Genomic DNA, 14,751 nt, shown 5'->3' with positions numbered 1-14,751 from the left:
GATTCGTAAGGGAGGAAACAACATGCACTTACATAAGTACGAGAAGTGGTGGCTTGTGTTTGGTGTCGGAACTCTATTTGCATTCCTAGTTATTTTAGGAATCGGCGCTTTCCATAACGGTACGCACCCGAACCAAGCTAGAAATATAATTGATTATGAAAATGTAGATAACCATGCACCATTCGACAATCCAGGTGTTCACAAGGTAGAAGGCAAGGATTGGGATTATGAGGTCGTCATAGTTGCTTCTGCTTTTAACTATAACCCAATAGAGATTGAAGTACCTCTTGGGTCAGTTGTAAAGTTTTACGCTACTACTAAAGACGTCATTCACGGATTTGAGGTTGCACAAACGAATATTAACTTAATGCTAGAGCCTGGCTACATTTCTGAATATGTAACAGAGATGAATCAAGCGGGTGAATATTTAATTGTTTGTAATGAATATTGCGGTATTGGGCATGCAAATATGTACTCAACTTTAAAGGTGGTGGACCCTAATGCAACAGAAAATAGTCAATAATTTTACTCGCGTTGATCGTAAAGATGGTAGTTTGGCGATGGCAAATATCTATGTTGCGTTTATTGCTTTATTACTTGGAGGCTTAGCAGGTTTACTACAAGTATTAGTTCGTTCTGGTGAATTTACCCTTCCAGCTGGAATTAAAATTAGTTATTATCAGGTTTTAACTGTTCACGGAATCCTCTTAGGTCTTATACTAACAACATTCTTTATTATGGGCTTCCAAATCGCAGCAGTTAGTCGTACTGCAGGAACTTTTACAAATACACAGCGTAAAATTGGCTGGATTGGCTTCTGGTTAATGGTCATTGGAACAGCTGCAGCCGCTGTAATGGTTTTATTAAATGAGGCGACAGTTCTTTATACATTCTATGCTCCACTACAAGCACACTGGATTTTCTATTTAGGCTTAACCCTTGTTGTAGTTGGATCTTGGTTGCTATGTATTATGCAAATTATGAAGTATAGACAATGGAAAAAAGAGAATAACGGTGCAATCTCACCTCTTTTAACATTTATGGCTGTTGTCAACTCGATTCTTTGGATTACATGTACGTTAGGTGTAGCTGTTGAAGTTCTATTCATGTTATTACCTTGGTCATTAGGTATCGTAGAACGTGTTGATGTATTACTAACGCGTACACTGTTCTGGTATTTCGGGCATGCGCTAGTATACTTCTGGTTATTACCTGCTTATATGGCTTGGTATGTAGTGGTACCAAAAGTAATTGGTGCAAAGATTTTCTCTGATTCATTAGCTCGCTTATCATTTATCTTATTCCTATTATTCTCGTTCCCTGTAGGAATTCATCACCAGTTAACAGAGCCTGGTATTGATGGCTTCTGGAAATTCACACAAGTTGTATTAACGTTCTTTGTTGTAATCCCATCATTAATGACCGCCTTCTCTATGTTCGCTACGTTTGAATTACGTGGTCGTGAACTAGGTGGTCGAGGATTATTTGGTTGGTTTAAGGCGTTACCTTGGAAGGATAGCCGATTCCTAGTACCGTTTATCGGTATGCTAGCATTTATTCCTGGTGGTGCTGGTGGTCTTGTCAACGCATCTTATCAAATGAACCAATTAGTACACAATACGATTTGGGTAACAGGTCACTTCCACTTAACGGTAGCGACAGCTGTAGTGCTAACATTCTTTGGGGTAGCTTTCTGGTTAATCCCACATTTAACAGGTCGTGTATTAACACCTCAATTAAACTTCTTAGGAAATATTGTCGGTATTCTTTGGGGTATTGGTATGTTAATAATGTCAGCTGCTATGCATATTGCTGGATTATTAGGGGCACCACGTAGATCTGATTACTCGACTTACGGTGAGTCTTCAGTTGCGTATGATTGGGTTCCGTATCAAATTGCACAAGCTATAGGTGGTACAATTCTATTCATCGCGATTATTATCATTATTTATATGGTCATTCAATTAGCATTCTTTGCGCCTAAGGGAGAGGAAGAATTCCCAGTGGCTGAAGTTGCACCTGGTGCAGAAAAAACACCTGCTATTTTAGAGAACTTCAAAATTTGGGGCGTTATTTTATTCGCGTTAATCTTATTCGCTTATACTATTCCGATTTACGAGATTATTACGCAATCCCCACCAGGCTCTAAAGGCTTTAATAATCTCTGGTAAACTAAATTTTTTAATACTCTCCCCTCTCGGAAAACGAGCTGGGGAGTTTTTTTGGGGTGAAATAAAAAACGTGAAATCGACAGTACGATTCCACGTTTTTCAGTTATAGGAGCTAGTTATGTTCCAGCCTGTTTCTCATTACACTACTAAACTCTTCCTTTTAAAATTACAGTCTGTTTTAGTTTCATTTTATCTATCTTACCGATTGTCGTCCTTGGCAGTTCATTAAATAGATATATTATCTTCGGTATTTTATATTTTCCTAGCTGTTTTACACAGCTTGCACGAATTTCTGCTTCAAAATTATCGATTTCCTGGTTGCAAACAATACACGCTGTGACAATTTCACCCCAGTATGCATCGGGTATGCCAATAACAGCTACTTCTTTCACATTCGGATGTTGAATAATACATTGTTCGACCTCCTGTGGATAAATATTTTCTCCACCAGAAATAATCATCTCTTTTTTCCGACCAACTATATGGACATCGTGCTGTTTATCCATTATTGCTAAATCTCCTGTTTTAAACCAGCCTTCACTAAAGGATGCATTCGTTTCCTGCTCATTTTGCCAATACTCCTTAAATAAGTGCTTGCCTCTTAATTGCAGTTCTCCAACCTCATCTATACCACATAACGAACCATCCTCTTTGACAATACGAATTTGGTTAAACTGCATACTTTTCCCTACAGCTCCACGCTTTTTCATCGCTTGAATTGGATCAATATAAAAATTATTTGGTCCAGCTTCAGTTAATCCATAGCCTTCTTTAAATAATAGTCCTTTTTGATGAAAAGCCTCGTAAATTGTTTTTGGACAAGGTGCACCACCTGATAAAAATACTTTGACTGATGGAAAAGTTGACTGTTGAAAATAGTCTGTTTGTACAAGCTCCTGATACATCGTTGGTACAAATAATGAAATCGTTGAACGATATTCATTTAACGCTCGTGCGGCTATTTCCGCATTAAATTTACTTCCGACAATCACTGTCCCACCTGCCATTAATAACGGCATGGCTAAAGCATTGAGTCCCCCCGTGTGAAATAGAGGCATATAATTAATCGTGCAATCCTCGTTATTTAAATTCCAGCTAATTATCGTATTAATTGCATTCCAATTGACTGATTCAAATGATAACACAGCCCCTTTCGGATGCCCTGTCGTTCCACCTGTATAAATAATGAGCCAAGGGGTAGTCGATGCCCATGATGAACCGTTATGCAACCGTGCCTCTTTTCCATCTAATTGCTCACAAATAGACCATTTATACTCTACCAAAAGTTTGTTTACAATTCGTGAAAATGTATTGTCATATATACAAAGTTTCGGTTGACAATCTTCTACAATGTACAATATTTCTTGCTCGCTTAAGCGCCAATTAATCGGTACAAAAATCGCTCCTTGTAATCCGCATGCAAATAAAATCGCAAATGTATCTATATTATTTTCACTAATCATGCAGACACGATCGCCTTCATGAATGTGATGTGCACATAAAATATGCTGCCACTTCTCTATTTCCTGAATTAGCTGATTATATGTCCAACACCGCTTTGTTTCAATTTCGATGAGGGCTTTTTTATGAGGGGTTAGTTGTGCTCGCTTTAAAATCCAATGTTGCTCATCATACATTAAGCTCCCCCCTTACATCATAATGCCCCCATCAACATGAAGGACATGACCGTTTATATAATCTGATTCATTAGAAGCTAAAAATAAATAAGCGTTAGCAATGTCTTCCGGTTGACCTAAACGTTGAAGGGATACGACTGATTCCATTTTAGCTAAAATCTCCTCAGGCATTTTTTGAACCATTGGTGTTAATGTAAAACCTGGTGCTACGGCATTCACATTTATACCTTTTCTCCCTAACTCCTTCGCCCATGTCTTAGTCATGCCAATAAGAGCTGCCTTCGATGCAGCATAATTCGTTTGCCCAATATTTCCATAAACTCCACTGACGGATGAAGTATTAATAATTTTTCCGTAACCTTGTGCCGACATATGTGAAATGACAGATTGCGTACAATTAAAAACGCCTTTTAAATTAATATTAATAACATCATCAAATTGCTGCTCAGTCATTTTGTGTAACATAGCATCTTTTGTAATCCCTGCATTATTCACCAAAATATCAATTTTCCCATACGTCTCGACTGTCCTCTGAACGAGTAAATCCACACTCTCACGATTAGATGTATCTGTTTGAACATATAAAATAGGTCTCTCATGTTTTGCATAAGCTACTTCTAGCTCTTTACCAGCTGCTTCGTTAAAATCAGCCACAACAACCGTGGCTCCCTCTTCTACAAATTTCTTTACTGCAGCTAATCCGATGCCGCTCACACCGCCTGTAATAATTGCTACTTTGTCCTGTAATCGCATACTACCCCTCCAAGAAGAATATTTCCATTTCCTTTGTTAATTGCGCCAAGTTATCTATTAATGGTGAGTGACCGCAATTTTCGATTTTGACCACTTTTGCTTTACCAACAAAATCTTCAATAATTTCATTTGTCATCTGTTCTGCTATAACAAAGTCCCGGTCACCATATATTACGAGTACTGGTTGTGTAATCTCATGCACTTCACCTGTCCCATTTCCGGCTTCATGATGTATTCTACTAATATTAAACGTATTTAAACTATGATAAACATCTGCTAAATTTCGCTGTGTGAGCATATCCTCTAAATACAATTCATATTGATCCGTTTCTGGTTGGTGCTGTGTATAGATAGAGGCATTCCATATTGCTTGAAGACCCTCTTTGTTTTTTGTATCGTATAAATGTTGTATCGCTTTTGTTTTATAAGGGTCTTGTTCGATTTCTTGTAAGGTTGTAAATCGTTTTGTCAAATCCATTTGCCCATCAGGTGTCATACCGTAAAATGGATAGCCCCTTGTAGAACCTGATGCTAGTAGTACTAGCTTCTGGCAGTCCTGTGGATACAACGCACAGTATTGCATACACACCATACCGCCTGTTGACCAACCAACTAAGTGAAAATCCTTTAGTGACAATGCATCCACAAATAACTTTAAATCCTTTGCAAAATCTCGTATATGGGTAATACGTTTATTATAACTAGAGCCACCAAAGCCCCTTAAATCAGGGGCAATAATATGAAACTCCTTATTTAAATTCTCCATTAATACATCCCAATGTTGAGAGGATGTCATATTTCCATGCACGAGAATAACTAATTGTTCTCCACCTGGTCGTTCACGGTAGGTAAGCGTTTCACCATTCGATAATACTACTTCTTTTAAAGTATCCATACTATTCATGTTCCTTCCCCCATTTGATTGTAATCGCTCCCCATGCATAGCCGATTCCCGCACTAACTAACGTCACAATATCCCCTTGTTGAATTTTATTTTCATTAAGGGCTAATTCAAGTGATAAAATTTGATCAAGCTGACCTATATGCCCGTATCGCTCTAAATAGATTGATTGCTCCGAAGACAATCCCAGTTTATTTAATACATAATTATGTGCAGACCTTTTCATATGAAGAATTGCGATATAATTTAAATCTCGTTCGCTATAGCCACTTTTTGCTAGGGATGAACGAATAACTTTAATAAAATTATTAAGTGATTTTTCCTCCAAACGGATCTTCATCCCTTCAGGATCCAATACATCTAAACGATATGCTCCTTGTGCAAGCAATTCTGCAGTTAGCGGGCGCTTTGTTCCACCTACAGGCACGACAACATCTTCTGAAAAAGACCCGTCTGTCATAATCTCAGATTCTAGTACTATATTTTCATTTAGATTTTTTTGAAGAATCATCGCTCCTCCACCAGCAGCTAGATTAAACATAAAGCGTGTTCTTTCATTTTGATAGTCAATAAAATCACTATTTCGGTAGCCACCAGCTAATAGAACCTTATGAATGGAATCATCTGCAAGCATTAAGCTTTTTGCTATTTTCATCGCCATAATCGTCGTTCCGCAGCGTAATTGAACGTCAAATGCCCAAGCATTACTAGCGCCAAGCTCTTCTTGCATTTTTATCGCCGCTGTCCAAAGTGGATATTCTTTGTGTTCTTCCCCAATATAAATAATGACATCAATTAGCTTCGGATCAATTCTTGCTTTCGACATTGCCTTTTGAGCTGCCCAAATCCCCATTTGTACTGTATGATCATGTTCTGCAGGAATCGGCTTTTCAAGCAATCCCATCTTCGTTTGTATAACGTCAACCGGAATATTGGACTGTGCACTAATTTCTTCTGCTGTCAATCGTAAGTCGGGCAAATAAACTCCTGTTGATAAAATTCCGATGTTCATTTAACTTCACCTCTTTCATCCTCAGCAAATGAATGAATATTACTAGAAGGTGGGGTGAGCATATTAACAGTTCTTTTCATTTTCCATTCCCCATACTTTTGCATGAAAGTTCCGACAATTCCTCTTGGGAAAAAGATAACAGCTAAAATATAAATAATCCCAAAAATAATAATCCACCGCTCAAAAATAGGATAATCTCTAGCCAAGCCTGATAAATAATGTTGCGCAAATTCAATAACAGTCGCCCCGATTAAAGGCCCGACTAACGTACCTACTCCACCAATAATCGTCATAAGGAGCGCATCTAATGTAATATCCATCGACATCACACTCGTATTCACAAACCGTAATGACACTGCGTATAACGAACCAGAAATGCTTGCTATTATACCTGCCAAAACAGAGGCAATCACTTTATAATGTAATGTTTTATATCCCAATGAGGCAGTACGTTGTTCATTTTCCCTGACTGCTATTAAAACTCGTCCAAGCGGGGCACTTACAAATCGCTTACAAATGATAAAGGTAATAATTAAACAAGCTAATACAAATAAATAAAACATCATACGATCTCGAAAAATATCTGGTGCGCGGAAAGTGAAGCCGTCATTCCCTTTTGTCACCGTACGCCATTTTTCCACTACCACTAATATAAGCCCTGAAATGGCAAGTGTTAACATCGCATAATAATGACTTTTTAAACGTAACGTTAATAGCCCTACAAAAAAACTTAAAAAAGCTGATAGAACCATCCCTACTACGATAGAAGCAATAAAAATAAGCATTGTATTTTCATACATATTAAGTATTATCGCTGTACTATAGGCACCCAGCCCGAAAAACATTGCGTGCCCAAATGACACAATGCCAGTAAACCCTAATAATAAGTCATAACTCATCGCCAAAATACCAAAAATAAAAATTTGAGTAAGCAAAATAAGCATTGTTCTCGAGTCAGAAACGAACGGTATAATAATAAGTGCAATGGCTATTAAAGAAAGAACAACATTAGAGGTTGTAAACGGCGATTTTTTTTTCATCATCTCACCCCTTCGCTACCGTAAATAAGCCTTGAGGACGGAAAACAAGCACAATAACCATAATAATCATATTGACTGCTAGCGATAAATACGGCACATAATAGGCCATAAAACTGCCTGCCAAACCAACTAAAATCGCCGCTAATAATGTACCTGAATAACTGCCCATGCCGCCGATTACCACAACGATAAAGCCTAAAATCGCATATTCCATACCCATTTCCGCATAAATAACACCGGAATATGGCGCCATTAACACTCCGCCAAGTGCCGCCAGTGCTGCACCTACCATAAAAACATATAAAAATACGCGTTTAATATTGATTCCTAATGCCTGCACCATTTCCTTATTCATAACGCCCGCTCGGACAATTAAACCGATCTTTGTTTTTGTCAAAATATAATGGAATATACCGTAAATAATAAAGCCAATTACGATAATGAAAATACGATATTTAATAATGATAATATTGCCTACTTCCCAGCTACCTGCTAGCAATGGCGGTACACTAACAGGGATTCCATTAGGGCCAAATACTACCTTTATACTTTCGGATAAAACAATCATTAGTCCTAGTGTAATTAAAATTTGTTGAATGTGATTTCCATATACGGGTGTGATAATCAATTTTTCCGTAATCAGTCCCAGTACCGCACCTGTTAAGAGTGCTATCACTATTCCGATAATAAAGCTATCTGTAGCTACATAAGCAAATATGCCCGTGTAAGCTCCCCAAACGAATAAGCCACCGTGTGCGAAGTTAAGTACATCCATTAGACCAAAAATTAAAGTTACCCCAGCAGCTAACAAGAAGATTAACATCCCTGTGGCTAGACCATTAATAATTAAGCTAATGATTAGCTCCATTTTCCATCCCCCCTAGCCAATACCTAAGTATTTTCGTTTTAATTGCTCATCCTCAATTAACTCCTTCATCTCTCCAGATTGAACTGTCTCACCATCGTCTATAATCGTGTAATAATCACCGATTCCGCTTGCCATTAAAAAATTTTGTTCAACAAGAACAATCGTTGTCGATTTCTTCATTTCATTTATAGCTTCCATTACTTTCTCTACGACAATCGGTGCTAATCCTTTTGAAGGTTCATCAATTAGCAGCATTTCACTATCATTTACAAAAGCACGCGCCATCGCTAGCATTTGTTTTTGCCCACCAGAAAGTTTACCTCCAGCCTTTTTCCAAAATTTTTTTAAATCCGGAAAAAGTTCAAGTACATAGTCTTGCTTTTGGAGTGTTTTGTCATTTTCCTTTCGCATCGCAACACGCAAATTTTCCTCTACGGTTAAGTCGCTAAAAATCCCTTGATCTTCAGGTACATAGCCGATGCCCATATTGGCAATTTCAAACGTCTTTTTTTTGGTAATATTTGATTCATGGAAATGAATAGTCCCTTTGGAGGCTGGTGTTAAGCCCATAATGGTTTTGAGTGTAGTTGTTTTGCCTGCACCATTTCGTCCTAACAGCACATTTACTTCATTCGCTATAATTTGAAGATTGATCCCTTGCAAAATATGATATTGCCCAATATGTGTGTGTACATTTTCAAGACGAAGTAAGCTGTTCATCGTAGAGCCCTCCTAAATACGCATTTTGGACTGTTTCATTATTCATAATTTCCTGCGGTGTTCCATCTGCTAGTAAGCGTCCATTAAATAGCACCATAATGGAATCCGATAAGTCTAAAATCATATCCATCTTATGTTCTATTAATAGAATCGTTTTTTCACCACTTTGCTTAATCGTGCGAATCACATCTAATATCGCTGGCACTTCCTCTAATGACATACCTGCAGTTGGCTCATCTAATAACAGCACTTCCGTATCTAAAGCTAATAGCATGGCAATTTCTAGCTTTCTCTTTTCACCATGTGATAATTGACTTGCGGGCATATGTAACTTATTTGCCAGCATGACCTGATCGAGAATGCTTGTTGCATCTTCTATCATTTTTTTATAGGAGGTAAAATGTTTAAATATATGAAACCGTACCTTTTCTCTTGATTGAACCGCTAACCTCACATTTTCCAATACGGTTAAATTAGGAAATACATTTGTAATTTGAAAAGAACGCCCGAGCCCTAACCTGGTTCTTTCCACTGGTGAAAGCTTGGAAATGTTTTGGTTTTTGTAATATACTTCACCGGTAGTTGCTCGTAGCTCACCGCTAATCAAATTAAAAAATGTTGTTTTACCAGCACCATTTGGTCCAATAATAGATTTAAAATGCTTTTCAGGAATGTCAATCGTCACATCGTCAACAGCCTTATGCCCTCCAAACTGTATACCTAAATGAGATGTTTTTATTATGGACTCCATTTTCCTCCTCCTTAAATCTAACCGTCTTAATGTTGCTATTCATTACTCGAAAAAAAGCAAAATACTCAATTTATTTTATAAATAAAGGTCACTTAGCTTCCGTTTCTATAGCTTGGCACCTTGTTCTAAAAAGGATTTATTATATGTGGAAAGAAACAATTTTCTTAAAATTTAATAGCTTCTACCTCATCAACCCAATATTTAAAAAGGATAAGAGAGTCAGACCGCTAATTTGCGGTCTGTCTACTTCATCTATTTATTCATAATTGGGGGTTCTGTTTCTTCTGGAGAAAGCTCACGAATCAAAACAGGTACTGGATAATCAACGCCTTCTACCTTCTCTAGCTTGACTGAATACATTGTTTGTAATGCTTGGTGGTCTTCTTTACGGAAAGTCATCGTGCCCTTTGGTGTTTCAAAGGACATCCCTTCCATTATAGGAATTAACGTATTGCCATCTGCATCTCCACCCGATTGCTTTAAAGCCTCTACAATAGCTACAGCTGCTGAAAAGCCTCCCGGTGTAAATAAATCAGGTACTTCATTGTTATAGCGTTTTTTATGTTCTTCTACTAACCAATTATTTATTTCATTATTAGGAAGTGTATGATAATACACACTAAACCCTTCCATACCAACTAATGATCCCATCATTTTTAATGCAATAATATCTGGAGCACCTGTCGATATTTTAATGCCTTTATCTTGTACCTTCATATCTGAAATTTGTTGCCATGGTGAATTTGCACCCGCCCACACAACGAATAAGTAATCAGGTTTTGCATCAATAATTTTTTGGATATTTGATGTAAAGTCAGTAGCAGCGGGATCAGCAAATTCTTCTAATACAATTTCAGCACCAAGTTTTTCAGCAGCTGTTTTGAATGCCGATACACCATCCCATCCAAATGAGTAATCAGGTGCAAAAGTAGCAATTTTCACGCCTTCACCTGAAATTGCCGCAGCAGCTGCATATGCATCTTGAGAAGAATTACGAGCCGTACGGAAAATATACTGATTAAACTCTGAACCTGTAATACTATCTGCTACTGCAGGCTCTACGATCATAATTTTTTCGTATTCTTCCGCAAGTGGTAATACAGCGAGTGTATCGCCAGAACTAGAAGAACCAACTAAAAAATCTACACCGTCATCCTCTAATAATTTTGTTGCTTTCTGCACAGCGACTTCTGGTTTCGTTTCTGTATCTTCCCATACCACTTCAATTTTTTTGCCTTCAACTTCAAGCGTACCGTTTGTCGCATATTCTAAACCAAGCTCAAAACCGCGCTGTGTTTGTTTGCCATATGATTCTAATGCACCAGTTAAAGAGGCAAGTACTCCAAGCTTAATCGTATCACCAGCCTCTGAAGTATTTTTACTCTCATTGCTATCACTTGAATTGGAGTTTTTTTCACTATCATTATCGGAACAAGCGACTAACACTACCATGAACAAACATAAAAATAAGAGCGACCATACTTTCTTCATTCTTATTCCCCCTCCGCATTATTTAAAGCGCTTTCATTTCGCCTTGATATCATCTTACTTATTTGTAGTTACAAATGAGTTACAAAAAACTCCCGAGATGTCCTATCAAGTAAAAGAAAATTATAATAAAGGCCACCTCTAAAGCCATTTGTTCATGGATTTAGAGGCAGCCTCCAGTGCCTTCAGATTTTTATTAACTTTTCAAAAATTTCTATTGTCGATGTCATTGGTTCCATATCACATTCTTCTAAAAGCACCCTTTCACACCGGTCATACGTTCTTTGGACTTGCACTTTATTTTCCAAGTAGAAATGACACCACATCATAAGTCGATAGGCTTCTTCCCAAGTAGGCTCTTTTAATACGATTTTTTCACATGCCTGCAAACATTGGTCAAAATTTTGTTCCTCCAAATAAATTTGTGCCAGCTGCTGTAATGTGTTTAAATATAGTATTTTATACCGTTCCCTCTCTTGCTGAATCCAATCAATATTTGTACTATCCTCATATAAATCACCTGTGTATTGCTGTAATGCCTTTAATAGCCATTGCTTTTGAAGTGACTGATGATTGTTCTTTTTTGCTAAAGAAATGAGTTGTTCAAAATATTCAATGTCACTCACAATATAAGGCATTTGACAAATACGATACATGGATTGCTTACGTTCAATATAAAAGGGTTCTTCCCTTGCACTTCTATTAGGCTCTAATACTTTTAGTAATGCATTATACGCAACTTTAAAATCTCTTACAGCCACTTCTTCTGTACTATTTGGAAATAACAGAGCCGTCAATTCTTCCTTCGAACAATAACGATTTCGATTTAAGTAAAGGTAAATAAATAACTCCTTTGCTTTTTCTCGTTGCCATACTTTATGCTCGATTTTCCAATTTCTAGAAAATAACGTTGGCCCAAAAAGCTTTATATAAATAGCAGGTTTATAATTTACCATATTAAAATCAAGTACTTTTTGCTTTTCCACCAAATCCCTTGGACCAAATAACGTAATTTTTTTTAAAAAGAAATGATAACCATGTTGATTCAAGATCGATTCAAATAGCCTCTTATACTTCTTATATTTTTGTATATCATTCATCTTCATTGCCAAATGCATCGTCCAGAAATACGTGATCATAAGGCAATAAAAATCCTTTACTTCTTCAAAAATAATTTGTGTTTCCTTGGCCATTTGTGTTGCTTCATAGATCAATTCGTTTTCTACATATACAATAAGTAAGGCTAATTTTAATAACCCTGTTACCCAACGATCTTCCACCTTTTCAGTAACTTTTAAACCTGAAAGCGCGTAGCCCTTAGCTTCTATTACGTTACCCTTCCGTCCATATGCTATCGCTAATCCGACATAACACTCCGCCTTGATGCGTTTAACTTGTATCTTCTCCATTTGCTGTACCGCTAATTCATAATGAACAATGGCTTCTGATGAATCATATGGATTTAATAGCAGCTCTGCATGACCGTTACGAATATGGGCAACGGCTATGTTAAATGCTTCATAAGTGGCTATACTGTTTTGCAGACCTCTAAAGGCACTTTCCTTAGCACGCACTCTATTCCCCATCATTGCATAAATCAATGACAATATTGCATCCGTCTCACGATGAGCAACGGTTACGCTTTGCTGTTCAAACAACCTTGACTCAGCAAGAAGTTTCGCCTTATGCAACGCCCCCTGTCTTAAATACATACGAATATCTATATTTCCAGAATGTAATAAATCATTATCTAAATTTAATTGCTGCCAATAGTGAATACCTTTATAGGCTTGTCCAATATTCACTAAATTTTCTACGTATTGAAGATTCAACTGAATATATTCTTTTGTAGGCATCTGACATTTCGCTGATAATGCCAATGCTTCCTGTAAATAATCTTTTGCTATAGAGGGCTGCAAAGTATCTACATATATTTTGCCCAGACCTACTTTAGAACGGACGATAGAAAGTAAGTCATGATGAGGTGCTGCCTTTTCAATACATGTATTAAATGCAGTACTCGCCTTTTTATAAAAAGCACCAATCCGTAAGCATTCCCCTTCAATATAGTAAAGTGGATAAAATTTTTCGCGCATTTCAAATGAACATTTTTTGATTTGTTCTAATAACCATTTATAATGTCCGACTTGCATAAAGTAATCGGCATATTGAATGAACATTTCACAAATAAATGGTTCGTCATTTGTTTGGCTAATATGATAAAACGCTTGGATAATATTTTGATTTTCAATATAGTACATAGCTATTTTTTTATGCATATACGCAATATCTTGTGGATTTAATTTTTCATATTGTTGCACTAAAAACTGTTTCATTAAGCTGTGAAACCGATACTCCTTATTGTTGGACAGCGTTTGTATAAATGCGTAATGATTTAAAATATAGTCGAGTCGCTCAACTTCATGTTCTCCAAAGATATCCTGAATAATTTCAGCAGAAAATGTATCAAATAAACTGAATTTAAACAATGATTGTTGATAGTTTACATCTAAATGCTGAAATAACTCATATGACAAATATTCATCAAAATCTTGCAATGTAATTTTTGAAAAATCAAACGGATATCGTTGGTTTTCAACTTGAATAGCAAGAAGGATGACAGCCATTACCCAACCTTCTGTTATGTCAAAAATTCGGTTCACTTCATGCTCAGTTAAGATTGATTCATAAAAATCCTCAAATAGAACTCCAATCTCATCAGTTGTGAAAACAAAATCTTCTTCCGAAATAATCGTCAGTAAACGCTTATTTTTCAAATGATGTAGACATTCCCATGTAGGATATGTCCGAGTTGCTATAATAAAATGCACATTTGGTGGTGCAAATTTGATCATATGGTCGAGTACATAATTGATTTGAAACACATGATGTACAACATGAAAATCATCGATGACAATAAACATTTCTTGTTGAATTTGAGCGAATGCATTACAAAACAATGTGAATAATTTATTTAAATGCTCTATTTTGGGATAGGTTGTCACTTGATCCCATGAGGAGTCTAGCAATTCAAAATCGGTATAAATTGTTTTAATACTTTCATATAAATATTTTAAAAATGGCACAATACTATCATCGTTTTCAGTTACTTGATACCAACTAAATGATAAGTTTTCATCTGCAAAATATTGCGCTAGCGAAGAACTCTTTCCATATCCTGGACCACTATGTAGCAAAATAAGTGTAGACATTTTACTTTTCTTTAATTTTTTCATTATTGATGATTTTCGCATATAGTGTACTGAAGGATTAGGCGCTACTATTTTAGAAAATAAAATATCCAATTTATCTCCCCCTCTAATTTTTCAAGTACTACGTATATTCTGTAAAATACCCATAAAATATAAAGTATGTATAAAAGTTTCTTACTTAAGTATATGAATATCACA

General features: G+C 36.6%; 12 protein-coding genes. 2 read left to right on the top strand and 10 right to left on the bottom strand.

Translation table 11 applies throughout. The annotated features are described in order from the left end of the window. The first annotated feature begins 22 nt into the window (after positions 1-22). Positions 23-523, top strand: a complete 501-nt coding sequence (locus V4T18_RS09380) for a cytochrome c oxidase subunit II (protein WP_332648939.1) — start codon at positions 23-25, stop codon at positions 521-523. Beyond that, the gene (locus tag V4T18_RS09375) at positions 501-2,171 is read left to right on the top strand and encodes a b(o/a)3-type cytochrome-c oxidase subunit 1 (RefSeq protein ID WP_332648938.1); all 1,671 of its coding nucleotides are present in this window, start codon (positions 501-503) and stop codon (positions 2,169-2,171) included. The genes V4T18_RS09380 and V4T18_RS09375 overlap by 23 nt, the downstream gene beginning before the upstream one ends. Positions 2,172-2,317: 146 nt before the next feature. Here the strand turns inward: V4T18_RS09375 and V4T18_RS09370 are convergent, their stop codons facing one another. From V4T18_RS09370 to V4T18_RS09325, 10 genes are all read right to left on the bottom strand, one after another. Next, entirely contained in the window at positions 2,318-3,808 is a 1,491-nt protein-coding gene (locus V4T18_RS09370) for an AMP-binding protein (protein WP_332648937.1), read from the bottom strand. A 12-nt stretch (positions 3,809-3,820) separates the two neighbouring features. Further along, positions 3,821-4,561 carry a 3-oxoacyl-ACP reductase FabG gene (fabG, locus tag V4T18_RS09365; RefSeq protein ID WP_332648936.1) on the bottom strand — a complete coding sequence of 247 codons (741 nt, stop codon included), beginning with the start codon at positions 4,559-4,561 and terminating at the stop codon, positions 3,821-3,823. Position 4,562: 1 nt separating this feature from the next. Continuing rightward, a complete protein-coding gene (gene phaZ, locus V4T18_RS09360; protein ID WP_332648935.1) occupies positions 4,563-5,465 on the bottom strand; it encodes an intracellular short-chain-length polyhydroxyalkanoate depolymerase in 903 nt (300 codons plus the stop codon). Continuing rightward, complete coding sequence (locus V4T18_RS09355) at positions 5,458-6,474, bottom strand: 3-oxoacyl-ACP synthase (RefSeq protein WP_332648934.1); 1,017 nt, start codon at positions 6,472-6,474, stop codon at positions 5,458-5,460. The genes phaZ and V4T18_RS09355 overlap by 8 nt, the downstream gene beginning before the upstream one ends. Further along, on the bottom strand, positions 6,471-7,514 hold the full coding sequence (locus V4T18_RS09350; RefSeq protein WP_442916922.1) for a branched-chain amino acid ABC transporter permease: 1,044 nt from the start codon (positions 7,512-7,514) through the stop codon (positions 6,471-6,473). Before V4T18_RS09350 ends, V4T18_RS09355 begins: the two co-directional genes overlap by 4 nt. A gap of 4 nt (positions 7,515-7,518) precedes the next feature. Then, positions 7,519-8,382 carry a branched-chain amino acid ABC transporter permease gene (locus V4T18_RS09345; RefSeq protein WP_332648932.1) on the bottom strand — a complete coding sequence of 288 codons (864 nt, stop codon included), beginning with the start codon at positions 8,380-8,382 and terminating at the stop codon, positions 7,519-7,521. A gap of 12 nt (positions 8,383-8,394) precedes the next feature. Continuing rightward, positions 8,395-9,102: an ABC transporter ATP-binding protein gene (locus V4T18_RS09340; RefSeq protein WP_332648931.1), complete on the bottom strand. Its 708-nt coding sequence runs from the start codon at positions 9,100-9,102 to the stop codon at positions 8,395-8,397. Beyond that, positions 9,080-9,853, bottom strand: coding sequence for an ABC transporter ATP-binding protein (locus tag V4T18_RS09335; protein ID WP_332648930.1), 774 nt, complete (start codon positions 9,851-9,853; stop codon positions 9,080-9,082). Before V4T18_RS09335 ends, V4T18_RS09340 begins: the two co-directional genes overlap by 23 nt. 252 nt (positions 9,854-10,105) lie before the next feature. Beyond that, positions 10,106-11,344 (bottom strand): substrate-binding domain-containing protein, encoded by a 1,239-nt coding sequence (locus V4T18_RS09330; RefSeq protein WP_332648929.1) that lies wholly within the window; start codon positions 11,342-11,344, stop codon positions 10,106-10,108. Between the two features lie 182 nt (positions 11,345-11,526). Continuing rightward, on the bottom strand, positions 11,527-14,646 hold the full coding sequence (locus V4T18_RS09325) for a BTAD domain-containing putative transcriptional regulator (protein WP_332648928.1): 3,120 nt from the start codon (positions 14,644-14,646) through the stop codon (positions 11,527-11,529). Between the last annotated feature and the right edge of the window lie 105 nt (positions 14,647-14,751).

This window comes from Lysinibacillus sp. 54212 (assembly GCF_036662795.1).
In the GTDB taxonomy this organism is placed as follows: domain Bacteria; phylum Bacillota; class Bacilli; order Bacillales_A; family Planococcaceae; genus Lysinibacillus_B.
Note: the sequence above shows the minus strand (reverse complement) of the source record. Positions and strands in the feature narration are given on the sequence as shown.